The organism is Kitasatospora sp. GAS1066B, assembly GCF_041262605.1.
Taxonomy (GTDB): Bacteria; Actinomycetota; Actinomycetes; order Streptomycetales; family Streptomycetaceae; genus Kitasatospora.
Genome location: NZ_JBGCCO010000006.1, coordinates 139560 through 155504, shown reverse-complemented (window position 1 = coordinate 155504; position 15945 = coordinate 139560). Strand labels below are relative to the sequence as shown.

The 15945-nt window shown below is 72.7% G+C and carries 16 protein-coding genes; 11 read left to right on the top strand and 5 right to left on the bottom strand.

Features of this window, described 5'->3' with window-relative positions; genetic code table 11:
- Positions 1-70 precede the first annotated feature (70 nt).
- The 3 genes from ABH937_RS08580 to ABH937_RS08570 are packed head-to-tail and all read right to left on the bottom strand — an operon-like array spanning position 71 to position 2846.
- Positions 71-868, bottom strand: coding sequence for a DUF4097 family beta strand repeat-containing protein (locus tag ABH937_RS08580; protein WP_280690306.1), 798 nt, complete (start codon positions 866-868; stop codon positions 71-73).
- A 2-nt stretch (positions 869-870) separates the two neighbouring features.
- The gene (locus ABH937_RS08575; protein WP_280690307.1) at positions 871-1515 is read right to left on the bottom strand and encodes a response regulator transcription factor; all 645 of its coding nucleotides are present in this window, start codon (positions 1513-1515) and stop codon (positions 871-873) included.
- Entirely contained in the window at positions 1503-2846 is a 1344-nt protein-coding gene (locus ABH937_RS08570) for a histidine kinase (protein ID WP_370217753.1), read from the bottom strand. The genes ABH937_RS08575 and ABH937_RS08570 overlap by 13 nt, the downstream gene beginning before the upstream one ends.
- Positions 2847-3051: 205 nt before the next feature.
- On the opposite strand from ABH937_RS08570, the gene ABH937_RS08565 reads away from it, so the two are divergent.
- The 7 genes from ABH937_RS08565 to ABH937_RS08535 all read left to right on the top strand — a co-directional run bounded on the left by ABH937_RS08565 (position 3052) and on the right by ABH937_RS08535 (position 9723).
- Positions 3052-3489: a hypothetical protein gene (locus ABH937_RS08565; RefSeq protein ID WP_280690309.1), complete on the top strand. Its 438-nt coding sequence runs from the start codon at positions 3052-3054 to the stop codon at positions 3487-3489.
- Positions 3490-3528: 39 nt separating this feature from the next.
- On the top strand, positions 3529-3945 hold the full coding sequence (locus tag ABH937_RS08560; protein ID WP_280690310.1) for a hypothetical protein: 417 nt from the start codon (positions 3529-3531) through the stop codon (positions 3943-3945).
- 114 nt (positions 3946-4059) lie between these two features.
- A complete protein-coding gene (locus ABH937_RS08555; RefSeq protein WP_280690311.1) occupies positions 4060-4788 on the top strand; it encodes a WXG100 family type VII secretion target in 729 nt (242 codons plus the stop codon).
- Entirely contained in the window at positions 4785-5729 is a 945-nt protein-coding gene (locus tag ABH937_RS08550; RefSeq protein ID WP_370217751.1) for a YwqJ-related putative deaminase, read from the top strand. Before ABH937_RS08555 ends, ABH937_RS08550 begins: the two co-directional genes overlap by 4 nt.
- 23 nt (positions 5730-5752) lie before the next feature.
- The gene (locus ABH937_RS08545; RefSeq protein ID WP_370217750.1) at positions 5753-6667 is read left to right on the top strand and encodes an SUKH-3 domain-containing protein; all 915 of its coding nucleotides are present in this window, start codon (positions 5753-5755) and stop codon (positions 6665-6667) included.
- Positions 6664-7629 (top strand): SUKH-3 domain-containing protein, encoded by a 966-nt coding sequence (locus tag ABH937_RS08540; protein WP_370217748.1) that lies wholly within the window; start codon positions 6664-6666, stop codon positions 7627-7629. The genes ABH937_RS08545 and ABH937_RS08540 overlap by 4 nt, the downstream gene beginning before the upstream one ends.
- A gap of 156 nt (positions 7630-7785) precedes the next feature.
- Positions 7786-9723, top strand: coding sequence for a glycoside hydrolase family 5 protein (locus ABH937_RS08535; protein ID WP_370217747.1), 1938 nt, complete (start codon positions 7786-7788; stop codon positions 9721-9723).
- A 22-nt stretch (positions 9724-9745) separates the two neighbouring features.
- Here the strand turns inward: ABH937_RS08535 and ABH937_RS08530 are convergent, their stop codons facing one another.
- Positions 9746-10249, bottom strand: coding sequence for a DinB family protein (locus ABH937_RS08530; protein WP_280690316.1), 504 nt, complete (start codon positions 10247-10249; stop codon positions 9746-9748).
- 66 nt (positions 10250-10315) lie between these two features.
- On the opposite strand from ABH937_RS08530, the gene ABH937_RS08525 reads away from it, so the two are divergent.
- Entirely contained in the window at positions 10316-11116 is an 801-nt protein-coding gene (locus ABH937_RS08525) for an alpha/beta fold hydrolase (RefSeq protein ID WP_370217746.1), read from the top strand.
- Between the two features lie 122 nt (positions 11117-11238).
- Positions 11239-12174 carry an NADP-dependent oxidoreductase gene (locus ABH937_RS08520; RefSeq protein ID WP_370217745.1) on the top strand — a complete coding sequence of 312 codons (936 nt, stop codon included), beginning with the start codon at positions 11239-11241 and terminating at the stop codon, positions 12172-12174.
- Between the two features lie 96 nt (positions 12175-12270).
- Here the strand turns inward: ABH937_RS08520 and ABH937_RS08515 are convergent, their stop codons facing one another.
- A complete protein-coding gene (locus ABH937_RS08515; protein ID WP_370217744.1) occupies positions 12271-13623 on the bottom strand; it encodes a peptidase S8 in 1353 nt (450 codons plus the stop codon).
- A 511-nt stretch (positions 13624-14134) separates the two neighbouring features.
- Here ABH937_RS08515 and ABH937_RS08510 point away from each other — a divergent pair.
- On the top strand, positions 14135-15289 hold the full coding sequence (locus ABH937_RS08510) for a sensor histidine kinase (RefSeq protein WP_370217743.1): 1155 nt from the start codon (positions 14135-14137) through the stop codon (positions 15287-15289).
- Between the two features lie 84 nt (positions 15290-15373).
- Positions 15374-15937 carry an NADAR family protein gene (locus ABH937_RS08505; protein WP_280690321.1) on the top strand — a complete coding sequence of 188 codons (564 nt, stop codon included), beginning with the start codon at positions 15374-15376 and terminating at the stop codon, positions 15935-15937.
- Positions 15938-15945 lie beyond the last annotated feature (8 nt).

Sequence of the window (15945 nt, the reverse complement as noted above, 5' to 3'; positions counted from 1 at the left end):
GGGTGGACGGGACTCTCCATTGTCCCCCACCGCCGCGCGGGCCCTCTTTCTGCCGCCCGACCGGGGCCGGTCAGCCCGAGGTGTAGCCCAGGCCGGTGTGCCCCGAGCCGCAGGTGGCGACGATCGAGTTCGGCGAGGTCGGGTCGTTCAGCGCCGGATTCACGTCGGAGGGCCCGGCCACGTTGAGGCGGTAGGTGCTGCCCGGCGGCAGCCGCACGGTGAGCGAGCCCGAGGAGCAGTTCAGCGCGGTACTGCGGGGCGGCGCCGCGAAGCCAAGGTCCACCGAGCCCGAGGTGACCGCGGCCTGCACCTCGGCCGAGGAGATGTTCGTGCCGCTGATCGAGCCGCTGGTCAGCCGCGCGGCGATCCGGCCGGAGACGTCGTCCAGCTGGATCGAGCCGGAGTAGCTGCGCAGGCTCAGGTCGCCGGCCAGGCCCCGGATCCTGGTGTCGCCCGAGCTGCTGGTCAGCGTGACGGCGGTGGCGAGCGGAGCCCCGATGTCCAGCCCGACGGAGCAGGACGGCTCGCTGATCCCGAGCACCTGCGGGCAGCGGGCCGAGATCCGCAGGGTGTTGTCGACCACCGTGCGGGTGACCACCGGTCGGCTGACCGTCCAGTGCTCGACCTGCTGGACCGTCACGTGGTCCTTGTCGGTCGCCGTCACGGAGACGCTGGCGTTCTGCACGTCCAGCTCCAGCGCGGTGACGCCGCTCGGGTAGCTCGCCGGCCGGACCGCGCTCTGCCGCACCAAGCCGCTCCAGGTCTGCCCGGCGCCGACCAGGACCACCAGCACCCCGGACAGTGTCCCGATGGACCGCCAGATCCGGCGCTCCCGGCCGGGTCGCGCCGCGCCGCTCAGCCAGGCCACCGCTAGCCCTCCCCGAGGAAGCGCAGCACGGCCAGCACCCGGCGGTGGGTGGCGTCGGCGGCCGGCAGGTCCAGCTTGGTGAAGATGCTGCTGATGTGCTTGGCCACCGCGCTGTCGCTGACCACCAGCGCCTCGGCGATCGCCGCGTTGGAGTGGCCCTCCGCCATCAGCTTGAGCACGTCCCGCTCGCGCGGGGTCAGCTTCTCCAGCGGATCGCGGTGGCGGCGGACCAGCAGCTGGGCGACCACCTCGGGGTCCAGCGCCGTGCCGCCGGCGGCCACCCGCTGCAGCGCGTCGACGAAGTCGTCCACATTGGCCACCCGCTCCTTGAGCAGATAGCCCACCCCGCTGGTGTTGGAGGAGAGCAGGTCGGCGGCGTACCGCTCCTCCACGTACTGGGAGAGCAGCAGCATCGCCACCTGCGGCCACTGCCGGCGTATGAGCAGCGCCGCCCGCACGCCCTCGTCGGTGAAGCTCGGAGGCATCCGCACGTCCGTGACGACCACCTGCGGCTGGTGTTCCTCGACGGCGGCCAGTAGCGCCTCGGCGTCCCCGACGGCGGCGACCACCTCGTAGCCCACCGCCTCCAGGACCTTGACCAGGCCGACCCGCAGCAGGACCGAGTCCTCGGCGATCACAGCTCGCACGGCAACTCCACAGTGATGAGGGTGGGGCCCCCGAAGGGGCTGCTGATGGTCAGGGTGCCGTCCACCGAGGCGGCGCGTTTGCGCAGCCCGGTCAGGCCGGTCCCGCGGGACGCGTCGGCGCCGCCCACGCCGTCGTCGCGGATCACGATGCACAGCCGCCCGTCCTGCTGACGGACCGACAGGTCGACGCGGGAGGCCCTGGCGTGCTTGGCGACGTTGGCCAGCGCCTCGGAGACGACGAAGTAGGCGACCGCCTCGACGGTGGGCGCCATCGGGGCCGGCAGGTCGACCGCCAGCCGCACCGGCAGCGGGGCGCGAGCCGCGATGCCGGAGAGCGCGGCGTCCAGGCCGCGGTCCTCCAGCACCACCGGGTGCAGGCCCCGGACCAGGTCGCGCAGCTCGGCGATCGCCGCCTGGGCCTCCTCGTGCGCCTCGACGATCACCCGCATCGCCTCCGGGGAGACGTCCTTGAGCGTCTTGCGGGCCAGGCCCAGGTTCATCGCGAGCGAGACCAGGCGCTGCTGCGCACCGTCGTGCAGGTCCCGTTCGATCCGGCGGCGCTCGGCGTCGGCGGCGTCCACCACACCGGCCCGGCTCTCCGCCAGGTCCTCCACCCGGCGCTCCAACTCGCGTGCCCGGCTGGGCCCGAGCAGCGCACGGGCGGCGCGCCGGTCGATCCGGGCCACCCGCACGGCCAGCCAGGGGCCGGCGGGGAGCAGCGCCAGCCCGACCACGGTGAGCAGCACGTCGAGCGCAAAGCTGGCGCGGACCGCGCTGCCGCGCGGGATCAGCGCGTGCCAGAGCAGCACGGTGGCCATGGTGCCGCCGGCCCCGAGGGCCAGCAGCGCGACCAGGCCGGCCAGGGCCAACACCGGGCCGATCAGCAGGTGGTAGCCGACCTGGCGCCAGGTCGACTCCGAGCTGCACCAGGCCAGCAGGCGCCACAGCACCGGGGCACCGGGCGAGGCGACCGGCGGGTGCGGGCGGATCTCCAGGTCGCCCAGCGCCCGGAAGCGGCCGCGCTGGGCCCGGGTCAGCGCGGGCAGGATGACGGGCAGCAGGCAACTGACCGCGACTGCCAGCTTGCTGACGGTGACCACCGTCACCAGCGGCAGTAGGAACGGCAGGCCGGCCGCGACCAGCCGCACCTCGCGGGCGGCCTTGGCGGACCAGGGCGCGACGTGCGGGGTGCGCGCGGGGCGCTCGGTGGGACGGGTGCTGGGCTCGGCCTCCGGTCCGTTGTCGTGCTCGGAGAGCCAGGCCAGGCTCGGGTGCGCCGTCCCCCGGCGGATCCCCTCGCGCAGTTGGCGCAGCCCACCGGTCCCGATCACGTCGCACAGCTTAAGGGGACACTCCAGGCGCGGTCAGTGCAGCAGGGTGCAGGCCGGGGGTGTAGCCAGGTACACCCCCAAGACGGGCCCCCACGCCAGCGACCCAGGCGGCCGGAATCGGCAGGCTGGAGGCTGTCGGAAAACGGATGCCGGACAGCGGACGGCGGCGAGCCAAGTGGCGGGCGTGATGAACGGGGTGGCACGGATGGACGCGACACGCGAGGTCCGGCAGGCGGCGGGCGCCCGGCCGACCGCCTTGACCTGGCCGGTGGCCGGCCCCTGGTCGGCCCGGCTGACCGTCAGCCGTGGCGGCCGCCCGGCACTGGAGGTCTACGAGCACGGCGAGCTGCTCGACGTGGTGGTGGCCAGCACGCTCGGCGGCCAACTGCTGCGCGGCGCCCGCCGCGCGGTGGTCGACGGGCAGCGGCCGACCGGCTTCGCCTGGGGGCGGCTGGACGCGGCCGGGCGGCTGCCGGCCGTCGTCTTCGCCGGCGGCCGGCTGCGGCCGCTCTGGCGCCCGGCCGAGCCGCGCGAGCTGGACGGCGGCTTCTGGTTGGCCACCGCGCCGGGGCCGTTGGCGGGTGTGGTGGCCAGTTGGCCGGACGGACATCGGGAGCGGCTGCGGCCGTCCCGGGCGTCCTGAGACACCGAGCCTGAGACACGGAGTGCGGGGGGAATCGCGATGGACACCAGGATCAGGCACCTGCTCGTCGTCCTGCTCGGCGGCGCCGGCCTGGCGCTGCTGCCGTGGATCGTGGTGCTGGCGCTGACGCTGCGCCACGCGGCGGGCTGGGTCGCGCTGGACCTCGCCGAGGCCGCCGCGCTGCTCGGCGCGGCCTGGCTGCTGCGCACCGACCACCGCCTGCACCGCCCGATCGCGGCGCTGGCCGCCGTCCTGCTGCTGGCCGACGCCGGGTGGGACATCGGCACGGCGGGCGAGCCCGGTGCCCTGCTGTCCGCGCTCGCCATGGCGGCGGGCGCCGAGCTGCCGCTGGCGGCGCTCTGCGTAGGGCTCGCGCTGCGCGGACTCGCGCTGCGCGGGCGGGCTTCCGCGGGCCGGCCGCTGCTGAGCCGGCCCGCTCTGCTGCTGGCGGCCTGAGACCCGACTCGTACGTCGAGCGGCTGAAACGGACCGTCCTCGCCGCCCCGGTGTGGCCACGAAGTTCGAGCGACTGTTACCGTCCCTGTGCCGAGCAATTCATGAGGGGGCGTCATGGCGATCGAGCTGCCTGACGAGGTGGTGTCGTTCCTCCAGTTCATCGGGATCAACTGGCCGAACGTCAATGAGGACCAGGTACGTGATCTGGCCACGCACATCCGGGACTTCGCGGACAAGGTGGACAGTACCCACCAGGCCTCGACGGCCACCGTGCAACAGATGTCCGAGGCCTACCAGGGCCAGTCCTACGAGGCCCTGGTCTCGGCCTGGTCGCACATGTCCAGCAATCACATGACCGAACTGATCAACGCCTGCCATGTGGTGGCCGACGCGCTGGACGTGGCCGCGGACGTGATCGTCGGGCTGAAGGGCACCGCGATCGCCGAACTGATCGGGCTGGCGGTCTCCTTCGTCGCCGACCAGGCCGCGGCCGTGGTCACCTTCGGCCTGGCCGAGGTCGCCGAGGCGGGGATCATCAAGGCCGCCGAAGCCGCCATCGACTACCTGGAGCAGCAGGTGGTCCAGCACATCCTGGGCGAGGTGATCGAGAAGGCGATCGACCCGCTGGTCGACGTGGTCGGCCGGGCGGTCAGCGGCCTGGTCTACTCGGCCGCCGCCGACGCGCTCGGTGTGAAGCCCGGCGGCGACGGCGCCGGCACGCACATGATGGTCGACCCGGCCGTGCTGATCCAGCACGCGGAGACGATGAGCCAGCACGCCCAGACGGTGGCCGGTCACGCCGACGAACTGCGGACCAAAATGGCGACTGTGACGTTCGTATGACCAACGCGATCGTCCAGGCCCTCGAAGGCGGCGCCAAGAAGCTGGGCAAGGCGCTCACCGACGACACCGGCAAGGCCGTTCACGGGCTGTACAGCGACACCGCGAACGGCGCCAAGAAGGTGGTGGAGAACACCACCAAGACGGACGCCGAGCACGCGACGCACCTCACCAAGATCCTTGACGACGGCAAGCACGACACCGTCAAGGATCCGAAGGTGCCCGGCCAGGGCGGCGAGCACCCGGGCGGCGAGGGCGGCGGCCACCCGGGCGGCGGCGACGGGGGCGGGCACCCCGGCGGCGAGGGCGGCAGCGGTAGCAGCCCCCAGCCCAAGGGGGTCAAGCTCGACCCCCAGCCGGACTGGCACGGCAAGACCGCGGGCGACATGAAGGGCCACCGCGGGCCGGCCCTCTCCGTCACGGGCCTGGACAGCGAGGCCCGCAAGACGGTGCTGCGCGACGAGTCGGCCACCTTGGCCGACGCCGCGAGGGCGCCGCGGAACACCAAGGTGGCGCCCGGCCCCGGCGAGTACCGGGTGACGACAGGCTGCGCCGGCAGCTTCGAACACGGGGACACCATCACGTCCCACACCAGCACCAAGAAGAACGGCCTGCAGGAGAAGCCGACGACCCACCCGATGGTGGCGAAGGTGCTGGACGAGATCGAGCAGGACCAGAAGGCCGGGAAGATCGACCCGCTCGGCGCGGGACACGGCAAGTGCGCCGAAGTCTCGCTGCTCAGCGACCGCCTGCACCAGCTGGATCCGGACGGCACGAAGATCACGACGGTGGAGGAGGCCAAAGCGGCCCTGTCCGGTGGCAATATGCATACCAGGCAGATCGGTGACAGCAGAGGTCCCGGCGAGAAACACGGGGAGTACAAACCACCCTGCGGGACCTGCACGCACCTGTTGCCCCGCCTCGGCGTCAACCCCATCAAGTAGACCCACAGATCGGAACGCTCTCCATGGCTCCGCCGCCCACCGGCCGCGAGACCGAAGACTGGCTCACCTCGCACGGCTGGTATCCCGGCCGGGACATCGGCGCGCGCGCCGAGCAGCTGATCGCCCTGCTGGTCGAGGACGCCGAGGAGCAGGGCAGCCCGCTGGCACCGTCCCGGGCGGCCGCGCAGTTCCTGCACACCTTCGGTGATCTGACGCTCATCTACCCGGGCGGCTCCGGGGTCTCCATGATCCTGCAGCCGACGCCCGGCTACGACGGCGACGCGGAGGACATCAACGAGCTGGCGGAGTCGCTCGGCGAGGCGCTCTTCCCGGTCGGCTACGAGACGTCCGAGGACGGGACCGTGCTGATCACCCCCCGGGGCAGGTTCTTCTACCTGCACCACACCGGGGGCTACTACCTCGGCGAGGACGCCTGGGAGGCCTTCGAGACCAGGTTGTCGGGGGGCGTGCTGCGGGACGCCGAGGACTTCTTCGTCGGTAGCGGGAACAGCCCGGAGTCCCCGGTGGGCCTGGACGGCGAACCCATCGGACCGCCGGAGGTGCCGACCGTCGCCTCCTCGCTGGTGGTCGGCGACACGCTGGTGAGCGCGACCAGCCTGTCCGGCGACGGCGAGCCGAACCTGCACCCGACCATCGCGGCCTTCCTGACGTCGCTGCCGCCCTCCAAGCGGGAGCCGTTCATCGGCTACTGCGCCGAATCCCTGCTGGTCGCCGACCAGTTCTGGCGGATCGACGACGAGCGGGCGGACGGCACCGTCTGCACCATCGCGCAGGCCGTCCCGCACTTCGCCGGCAGCCAGATCATCTCCCGCGCCGTGCGCGACGAGGGCGACCCGCAGCACGGGCAGGTCATCGCGCCGTGCCTCTCCTGCACCGCGCTGCTCGAGGTGCTGGGCGTGGAGATCCTCCTTTCATGAGCGACCGGCACCACACGGAGTTGCCCGGCGTCCTGCGCACCGCTCTCGCGGACGGCGGCTGGACGACGTGGTACGACCCCGCCTCGACGGCCCGACGCTGGCTGATCGAGACCATGGCGACCCCGGGGCCCTCGGCCACCGGCGCCTGGCAGCTCTTCCCGGCCGCGCAGCAACTCATCCGCAAGTACGCGGCACTGACGCTGCGTCCGGTCGGTCCGGGAGTCGACGTGGTGGCGCGCGGCTGCGTCATCGACCCGCGTGAGGGGCAGTACGCGCGGGCGGCCTACACGCTGCTCTCGAGTCTGGTCGGCGCGGCCGTCTTCCCGGTGGGCTCGGCCGACGGGTCGCTGCTGGGCGTCGACGCGCACGGGCGGCTCTACATCCAGGACCCCGGCGGCTGGTGGTTCCTGGGCGCCGACCCGCTGGCGGGGCTGGCCCGGCTGGTCGAGGGGTTCGCCCCCTCCCGGGTGACGCCGGACGGCCGTTGGCTAGCGCTGCCGGCACTGCCCCGCGTGGTGGAGCGGCTCAGCTGGCGCGCGCCCGAGGAGGCCGAACCGGATCCGGTGGCGACCGTGGTGCGGATCGCCCTGGTGACGGCGTACGAACTGTGGCGGTGCCGGCTGACCGCTCCACGGGTGCTGCGGCTCTTCGCGCTCGGCGCCGGGAGCGAGCCACTGCTCGACCGCGAATACCCGCTGGGCACGGAGAGCCTCGACGACCTGGCCGCCACGATCGCCGCCGCCGAACTGCCGCAGCAGGCCGGCCGACACCGGCTGCACGCCCGGCTGTCCGGTTCCGGCGCCTGGGACTGCCTGGTCACCCGGCAGGCGAACGGGGAGCTGGAAGTGCTGCTGCGCCACCGGGGCGCGCCGGACGCCGCGGCGGCCGGTACGGTGCAGGCCGCCGCGTTCGCCGCGGCGATCGACCGCTACGCGTTGGCGCTGGGGCGGCGGACCCGGTGACCTGCTGACGCGCAAAGCCTCCGTGCAATGTTACTGAATAGTCATCCAGACGTCCGCTCAGGTTGTTCCGTCCACGACGACGACCCGCCATCATGAGCCGACGGCATCGCCGTTCTTCGAGCACGTGGCCCTCTCCCCACCACTCCTGGACGGACGATGAAGACCTTCGCGACCCGCGCCGTGGCAGCCGGCGCCGCCCTGCTCTCGCTGCTCGCCTGGTCGGCTGGCACCGGCTCCGGCCAGGCCGGCGCGACAACGGCCGCCGCCCGCCCGAGAGTTCTGACCGGCGCCCAGCTCGCGGCCTCCTGGACCGGCCCGCTGAGCACCAAGGGCCGGTACGTCGTCGACGCCACCGGGCGGCGGTTCAAGCTGCAGTCCGGCAACTGGGAGGGCGCGCAGGGCACTTGGACCGGCAGCGGGGCGGTCGACGACCCGGCGAACAACGCGCACGGCGAACCGTCGAACAACCTGCCGCTGGGCCTGGACCGGGCGCCGATCGGCACCATCCTGGCCGGGTTCCACAGCCTGGGCATCAACAGCATCCGGCTGCCGTTCTCCAACGCGCTGGTCCACGACAGCACGCCGGTGCCCGACGCGGCCGTGGCCGCCAACCCGCAGCTGAGCGGCGACACCCCACTGCAGGTCTACGACGCCGTGGTGGCCGCGCTGACCGCCGACGGCTTCGCGGTGATCCTCAACAACCACACCACCACGGCTCGTTGGTGCTGCGGACTGGACGGCAACGAGCGCTGGAACAGCGGTCAGAGCACCCAGCAGTGGGAGGCCGACTGGCTGTTCATGGTGCGGCGCTACCAGTCCAACAAGCGCGTGGTCGGCGCCGACCTGCGCAACGAGGTGCGCCGCGACGTCACCGACGACCCCAACTGGGGCTGGGGCGACGCCCACGACGAGAACGCCGCCTTCGAGGAGGCCGGGAACCAGATCCTGCAGGCCGATCCGGACCTGCTGATCATCATGGAGGGCATCAACTGGTACGGCATCCCGCTGAACGGCCTGCCGCACGGGCGGCCGATGCTGACGCCGGTCGCCACCCTCTCCAACACCCTGATCGAGTCGGACAAGCTGGTCTACTCGGCGCACTTCTACGCCTACACCGGCCCCGCCAACTCCGGTGCCGGCAGCGGCCTGGGCGCGACCAACGACCCGCGTTACGAGGACTTCACGCCCGCTCAGCTCGCCCAAGTGGTGAACCAGGAAGCGCTGTTCGTCACCCAGGCGGGCCAGCACTTCACCGCGCCGGTCTGGGTGAGCGAGTTCGGCGCGGCCGGCCGCGGCGCCACGGACGCCAAGGAGCAGGCCTGGTTCGACGAGTTCACCGGCATCCTGGCCGCGAACGACACCGACTTCGCGATCTGGCCGCTGGTCGGCTGGACCGACAACTCCGGTGCACCGATGGACAACTGGGCGATGCTCTCGTACGACGCCGGCGGTCGGCAGCTGAGCGTCGAGGATCCCGGCGACTGGCGCGCCGCCGACTGGAACAAGCTGCTCACCGCGCCGAGCCTGACCGGTCCGGCGCCGGACGTGAACCACTGGAACCTGCTCGACCTCGACCACGCCGACTACGACGTCTCGGCCACCATGCTCGCGCTGCCCGACTGGGACTCCGGCGCCCGCAAGGCCGCCTGCCCCGACACCGAGCGGCTGGTGGGCCTGGGCCGCAGCAGCAGCCGCGGCCTGTGCACGGACGCCGGCGAGCCCGTGAAGAGCGGGGCGCCGGACGTGGTGGTCACCGACGAGCGGTATGTCACCGACGGCGACTGGGCTTCCGGCTACAACAAACTGCAGTGCCCCGACGGGGACTTCGCGGTGGGCTACAGCGTCCGAGGCGGCGCGATGTCCGCGCTGCTCTGCGCGCCCGCCGCGCACGCACTGCCGACCGGCGGGCGGGACGTCTGGTTCGACCACGGCGACAACCGGCCGAGCACCGGCGGGTCCGGCGGCAGCGACTGGGCCCCGGGGGACTACAAGGGGCAGTGCGCGGACGGCGAGTACCTCGCGGGCGTCGCCTACACCTGGAAGTGGGTCTCCCAGGGGGTGCCGGACGCGCTGCTCTGCCGGCCGCTGAGCTGAGGTCCCGGGTGGTGGAGTGCCGTCAGCTCCGGTTGTGGTCGCCCGTCCGGCCGTCGATCAGCTCGCGCAGGATGTCCAGGTGGCCCGCGTGCCGTGCCGTCTCCGTCGTCATGTGGATCAGCACCCAGCGCAGGGACACCGCGTCGCCGAACCACGCCTTGCCGAGGTCGTCCAGCTCCAACTCGCCGATCACCTGGTCGGCGGCGGCCCGGGCCCGGGCGTAGAACGCCAGGATGTCCGCCGTGGATTCGTCCGGCTCCACCCGCATGTCGGACGTCTCGTCGACCTCGAAGTCGAACGGCAACGGCCCGGTCTCGCGCCCGAACGCCTCGCAGAACCACCCGAGTTCGGCGCCCCCGAGATGCTTGACCAGCCCCAGCAGGTTCGTCCCCGACGGCGTCATCGGCCGCCGCACCTGCTCGTCGTCGAGACCGTCCAGCTTCCACAGCACCGCATCGCGATGCCGGTCGAGGGCGACCTGCAGACTCTCCTTCTCGCCACCGGTGAATGGCACACGCTTCATCATGCGGGGACGGTAGCAGGCGGCCGTCGACCTGGCTTCGATGCCCTGACCTCTCATAACATGAGACCCATGGGACGCGAACCGGTTCATGTGACGGTCTGGAACGAGTCGAAGCGGCAGGTGCCGCGCGCGGTACTGGTCCACGGGACGATGACGTGGGGCACCGAGTGCTTCGCCGAACAGCGGCCGCTGGCGCAGGCGTTCCGCGTCGAGCTGATGGACCGGCGCGGCTACGGCGACAGCCCGGACATCGATCGCTGCGACTACCAGGTGGACGCCGACGATGTCGTGGAGTTGCTGGGCGCGGGTGCGCATCTGGTCGGGTACTCCTACGGCACTGCGGGTGCCATGATCGCCGCCGCGCGAAAGCCCGAGGCCGTCCACTCGCTGGTGCTGATCGAGCCGCCGGTGCTGCGGGTCGCGCAGCAGCACCCAGTGGTGGCGGCCGCGTTGCAGGAGATCAGGGCGGCCTTCGGCACCGAACGCGCCCCGATGAGCCCCGAGGAATACCTGCGGTACTCGACCGAGGACTACGGACTCCCGGTCCCCGAGTTCACCCCGCGCCGGCTCCGCGCGGCGCGCTCGGCGATGGCCGAGCGCGTCGCCTGGGACGCGGAGATCGACTTGGCGCCGCTGGCCGCGGCGAGTTGGCCGAAGGTGGTGGTCAACGGCACCTGGGAGACCGCGCATCCGGACTACCGCCGTTTCATCGGCGAAGCGATGATGGCGTGCGGGGAGTTCGTCGCGGAGCGGATCGGTGCGCGGGCCGTCCGGGTGAGCGGCGCGGACCACTACCCGCACCGCGACAGGGCCGAGCTGGTCAACGCTCTGCTCACCGAGGTGTGGGGCCCGTCCGCGACCTGGGAGTGACCGTCGGCGCCGGAACGGATGACCCCGCCGCGCCGCCGACGCCGTTGACCTGGGTTCGGGGGCACCAGGGTGTAGAAGTGAACGCGACCTGTTCCGCGCTGACGCCCGACTGGAGTTCCCCGATGAAGGCTCTCGTAGCCCGCGAGTACACGACGCTCGACGGGGTCGTCGTCACCGACCTCCCGAAGCCCGTCGCGGGTCCCGGTGAGGTGCTGCTCAAGGTGGAGGCCGCCGCCCTCAATCCGCTGGACCTCGCGCTGATCACGGGTGCGATGAAGGACATCTACCCCGTCGAGCACCCCCTCGTCGTGGGGATGGACACCGCCGGAACCGTCGCCGAACTCGGTCAGGGGGTGACGGCCTACGCACCGGGCGACCCGGTGCTCGCCTTCACCGGTCAAGCCGGGGCCGTCGCCGAGTACACCGTGGTCGCGGTGGGCCCGCACCTCGCCAAGCGGCCCGCCGGCCTCGCCGCTCCGACCGCCGCGGCCATCCCCGAGTCCGGGATGACGGCCACCTGCCTGCTGCGCGCGGTCGGCCTCGCGGCAGGGGAGAGCGTGCTGGTGGTCGGTGCGACGGGAGGTATCGGCCTGTACGCGGTCCAGCTCGCCGCCTCGCTCGGCTCCAAGGTGATCGCCACCGCGACAGCCGAGGACGCGGACTACGTGCGCGGGCTCGGCGCGCAGGGCACCGTCGACTACAAGGCGGGCGACGTCGCGGAGCAGACGCTGCGCCAGGCCCCCGACGGGGTGGACGTGGTGGTCGACCTGGTCAATCGCGGTGACGCGCTCTCCAACACCGCCCGCGCGGCCCGCACCGGGGGCCGGCTGGTCTCCCCCCTCTTCGGGCCGCAGGACCTGGGCCGGGGAGTCACCGGCGTCTACATCGGCAGCTTCACCCCCGAGCCCGGCGACCTGGCGGACCTGGCCGCCCGCGCGGCCGACGGACGGTTGCGGGTGGAGACCGGCGCCACCTACCCGTTCGCCGACGCCTCGCAGGCCGTGGCCGACTTCGCGGGCAAGCACATCCGGGGCAAGGTCGTCGTCACCGTCCCGTAGCGACGCCTGCTCAGCTGCGGGCGGGTGGGCGCCGGTACGGGTTCGTACCGGCGCCCACCCGGGGCCCGCTCGCTCCGGCTCCCGCGAACGCGCGGGTCAGAAGCCGGACAGGCCGTTGGGCGTCCCCAGGCCGGTCGGGCCGTCCCAGCCGGAGCCGGAGACGCACAGCACGGTGCAGCCGCTGTTCGTCGGGGCGTTCTGGCCGAGCGTGACGTCGTTGAACGCCGAGGACGGAGCGGCGTAGAGGGTGCTCGGCCCCTCGACGGCGGCCAGGTTGCCGCCACGGGCGTACAGGCCGGCGATGTACGGGCTGGACTGGCTGGTGCCGCCCACCGCGAGCCAGCTCTGCGGCTGGCCGGAGAACGGGGTGTAGTCGTCGTAGACGGCCGCGCCGGTGGTCGGGTCGGCGTCCGCGGAGACGTCCGAACCGGCGCGGTGGCCACCACAGTTGGCCGAGACACCGGTGGGCTGGCCGAGCGCGGGCGGCAGTTCGGCGGCGCAGCCGCTGCCGGAGCCGTCCCAGGCCACCTCGGTGTAGCCGTTGTGCCCGGCGCCGGGCGAGCGATAGAGGGCGGTGCCGCCGACGGAGGTGACGGTCGGCAGGTTCTGCGGCCAGCCGGAGGGCGTGCCCTCGTAACCGCCGTCACCCGAGGAGGCGGTGATCGCCATGCCCGGGTGGTAGAAGTCGCGGGCCGCCTGCCCCAGGTCGAGTGTCGCGTCCGGCGCGAACTGGTAGCTGACGCTGGCCGCCGACGCCCCGAGCGACGCCGCCGTGTTCATCGCCACGCCGAAGTCCTCGGCCGCCTGGTCCTGACTGGTCGTCATGTCCCGGTTGACGGTGATCTCGAGGATGTGACACGTCGGGCAGGCGGCGGAGGCCATGTCGACGTCCAGCGTGGTCTCGACGCCGACCTGCTCGTCGAAGTTCTTCTCGTCGGCGGTCGTGCCCGGAGCCAGCGGCGCCCCGCCGTGCTCGCCGACCTGCTTGAAGCAGCCGTTGGCCGTGGTGCACGCGGGCAGCCCGTACTGCGTGCGGTAGGCGTTGAGGTTGGCTTCGAGCGTCGGGAACGCGCCCTCGTCAAGGATCGCGATGGTGTTGGCCGGGCCGACGTTTGCCGCCGGCAGGTTGTACGCGGCGGCGAAGTCGGCCGGCCCGTACCCCGCCGGCGTGCTGGTCACCAGGGGCTTGGCCGAGCCGTGGGCCACGGTGACCACCTGGGCCAGGCAGCGCCCCCGCGCGATGCCGGCGCAGACCTGGGCGGTGCCCCGGTTGACCAGTTCGGGACTGGGCAGGCTGGCCGCCGTGCCGATCCTGGGACTTGCGGCGCTGGGGGCGCTGGCGCTGCCTGCGGTGCCCTGCGCCTGTGCCGCGCCGGCCGGCAGGATGACCGGGCCGGCGACCAACGCGCCGACCGCCACTGCCGCCAGGGCGGCCTTACGGATGTTCATCGAAGCGGTTCCTCTCACCGGGCGCACGGCGGGGGCCCGCTGTGCGCTAGCCCGAAATGCTGAGCGTCATGATCATGTCAACTCTGCCGACATGTGACACGTGGTGCACTGGAGGTTCGATGGATACCGGCACGCTGATGGACAGTCAGCATCGGTCTACGCAAGGGCGCATGGGTTACCCGGGCGTGAATTGATGTGTCCATGTGTGAAGTGCCGGTGCAACATTCACACCATGGGACCGGCCGCGTCAATAGGTGCCACAGCAGGCGCAGGGCCGGGCGGGCTCACCGTGGATCCCCCAGCGGCGCGTGGTGGCAGCGGGCTGGGCGCCCTGCCGCCGCCCTCGCTGCCCGGCTCCCACGCCGCCGGACCCGCGGCACTGGTGACCGGAAATCGCCTACCGGCAGAGGAGCACAACCTCCACCGCCTGCCGCTCGACCACTGCGTCCGCCCACGGGCGTAACCCCGCAGGCGGACGCCGGCGACCGGCACCGCTGGCTAGCATCGCGGCATGGACAGGCAGCGAGAACACCCGATCGCATGGCAGGCGTTGGCGTGGTGCGCCGTCGGCACCTTCGCCCTGCTGATCCTGCGCACGCTGAATCGCACCGTGGTCCCGGTGTTCGTCCCCACCCACCACGCGCTTCACCTCAGCTACCCGGCCCGGGCTGTGTTGGCCGTGCTCCTCGCCCTGCCGATCGGCTGGGTGCGGCGCAAACCGGTGGCAGTGCTCGGCGTGCTGCTCGCCGAGCCCGTCGTGCTGGCGGCGTTCCGGCTGCGGAGTTGGCCGTTCCTGCTGGTCACCGCCATCCTGCTGGGCTACCTCGCGGCCACCCGGTCGCCTCGCGGCTCCGCGCTCGCGGCCGGCGGCGCGCTCCTCGCGTGGTACGGGCATCTGCCGTTCCTGAATCCATGGGTGTTCGACGATATCGGCGAGGCGTCGACCGTGCTCGCGCTGGTCGTCACGGCCTGGGCGATCGGCAGCTCGATCAGGCTGCGCCGCGTGTACGACGCGGCGGTCCGCGAGCGGCTGGCCGAGCGGGCGGTGGCGGCCGAACGGCTGCGGATCGCGCGCGAGTTGCACGACATGGTGGCGCACAGCATCGGCGTGATCGCGATCCAGGCGGGCGCGGCGAGCCGGGTCGTGGAGACCCAGCCCGCCGGTGCGCGCAAGGCGGTCAGTGCCATCGAGCTCACCAGTCGCGAGACGCTCGCGGGGCTGCGCCGGATGCTGGGCGCGCTGCGTCGAGCCGACGCCGACCACGCGGAGTCCACGCCGCCGGCGGGCCTGGAGGAGGTGGACCGGCTCGCCGAGCGGACGGCGGGCGCCGGCCTACGGGTCGACGTGCTCTGGCGCGGGCAGCGGCGCCCGTTGCCGCCCGAGATCGACCTGGCCGCCTTCCGGATCATCCAGGAGTCGGTGACCAACGCGGTGCGGCACTCGGGCTCCCGGCGCTGCCAGGTGTCGGTGGACTACCGGGAGGCGGAGCTGGCCATCGAGGTGCTGGACGGCGGCCATGGCACCCGCCCGGCCCCGACCGCGACGGCCGGGACCGGCTTCGGGCTGGTCGGCATGCGCGAGCGGGTCGCCCTGCTGAACGGTCAGTTCAGCGCCGGGTCCAGGCCCGAGGGCGGCTTCCGGGTGGCGGCCCGGCTGCCGGCCTGACTGCGGCCTGACCTGACCTCGAACTCCGTCGCCTGCCCTCGAATTCCGTCGCCCGGGGCCGCCGGGTCCTGAGACGATGGCCCGATGACCCACCCGTCCGACACCCGCACCCGCGAAGAGCTCGCCGCCCTGGTCGCGGCCGGCACTCGACCCAAGTACCTGTTCTTCTGGGGCCACCAGCCGCAACGCGACGGAACGGTCGGCACCGGAGCGCTCAGCCAGTGGTGGCCGTGCCGGTTCACCATCGACGGGATCGACTACGCCAGCGCCGAGCACTGGATGATGGCACAGAAGGCCCGCCTCTTCGAGGACGCCGACACCGAGCGGCGAATCCTCGCCGCCCGTACTCCCGCCGAGGCGAAGAAGCTCGGCCGACTGGTCCAGGGATTCGACGAGGAGCGCTGGGCCGCCGAGCGGTTCGGCTTCGTGGTGGCGGGCAACGTCGCCAAGTTCGGCCAGGACCAGGCGTTGCGCGACTACCTGCTCGACACCGGCAACCGGGTGGTGGTCGAGGCGAGCCCGCTGGACCGCGTCTGGGGCATCGGCCTGGCCGCCCACGACCTGGGCGCCGACGACCCGCAGCGCTGGCGCGGGCTCAACCTGCTCGGCTTCGCACTGATGGAAGCCCGCGCGCGGTTGGCTGCCTGAACACGCGT

Bases quoted from the DNA above. Each gene is read 5' to 3' on its own strand.
- ABH937_RS08515 (WP_370217744.1), bottom strand. From the start codon at position 13,623: ATGAACATCCGTAAGGCCGCCCTGGCGGCAGTGGCGGTCGGCGCGTTG.
- ABH937_RS08540 (WP_370217748.1), top strand. From the start codon at position 6,664: ATGAGCGACCGGCACCACACGGAGTTGCCCGGCGTCCTGCGCACCGCT.
- ABH937_RS08555 (WP_280690311.1), top strand. From the start codon at position 4,060: ATGGCGATCGAGCTGCCTGACGAGGTGGTGTCGTTCCTCCAGTTCATC.
- ABH937_RS08520 (WP_370217745.1), top strand. From the start codon at position 11,239: ATGAAGGCTCTCGTAGCCCGCGAGTACACGACGCTCGACGGGGTCGTC.
- ABH937_RS08550 (WP_370217751.1), top strand. From the start codon at position 4,785: ATGACCAACGCGATCGTCCAGGCCCTCGAAGGCGGCGCCAAGAAGCTG.
- ABH937_RS08525 (WP_370217746.1), top strand. From the start codon at position 10,316: ATGGGACGCGAACCGGTTCATGTGACGGTCTGGAACGAGTCGAAGCGG.
- ABH937_RS08505 (WP_280690321.1), top strand. From the start codon at position 15,374: ATGACCCACCCGTCCGACACCCGCACCCGCGAAGAGCTCGCCGCCCTG.
- ABH937_RS08560 (WP_280690310.1), top strand. From the start codon at position 3,529: ATGGACACCAGGATCAGGCACCTGCTCGTCGTCCTGCTCGGCGGCGCC.
- ABH937_RS08565 (WP_280690309.1), top strand. From the start codon at position 3,052: ATGGACGCGACACGCGAGGTCCGGCAGGCGGCGGGCGCCCGGCCGACC.
- ABH937_RS08535 (WP_370217747.1), top strand. From the start codon at position 7,786: ATGAAGACCTTCGCGACCCGCGCCGTGGCAGCCGGCGCCGCCCTGCTC.
- ABH937_RS08530 (WP_280690316.1), bottom strand. From the start codon at position 10,249: ATGATGAAGCGTGTGCCATTCACCGGTGGCGAGAAGGAGAGTCTGCAG.
- ABH937_RS08545 (WP_370217750.1), top strand. From the start codon at position 5,753: ATGGCTCCGCCGCCCACCGGCCGCGAGACCGAAGACTGGCTCACCTCG.
- ABH937_RS08510 (WP_370217743.1), top strand. From the start codon at position 14,135: ATGGACAGGCAGCGAGAACACCCGATCGCATGGCAGGCGTTGGCGTGG.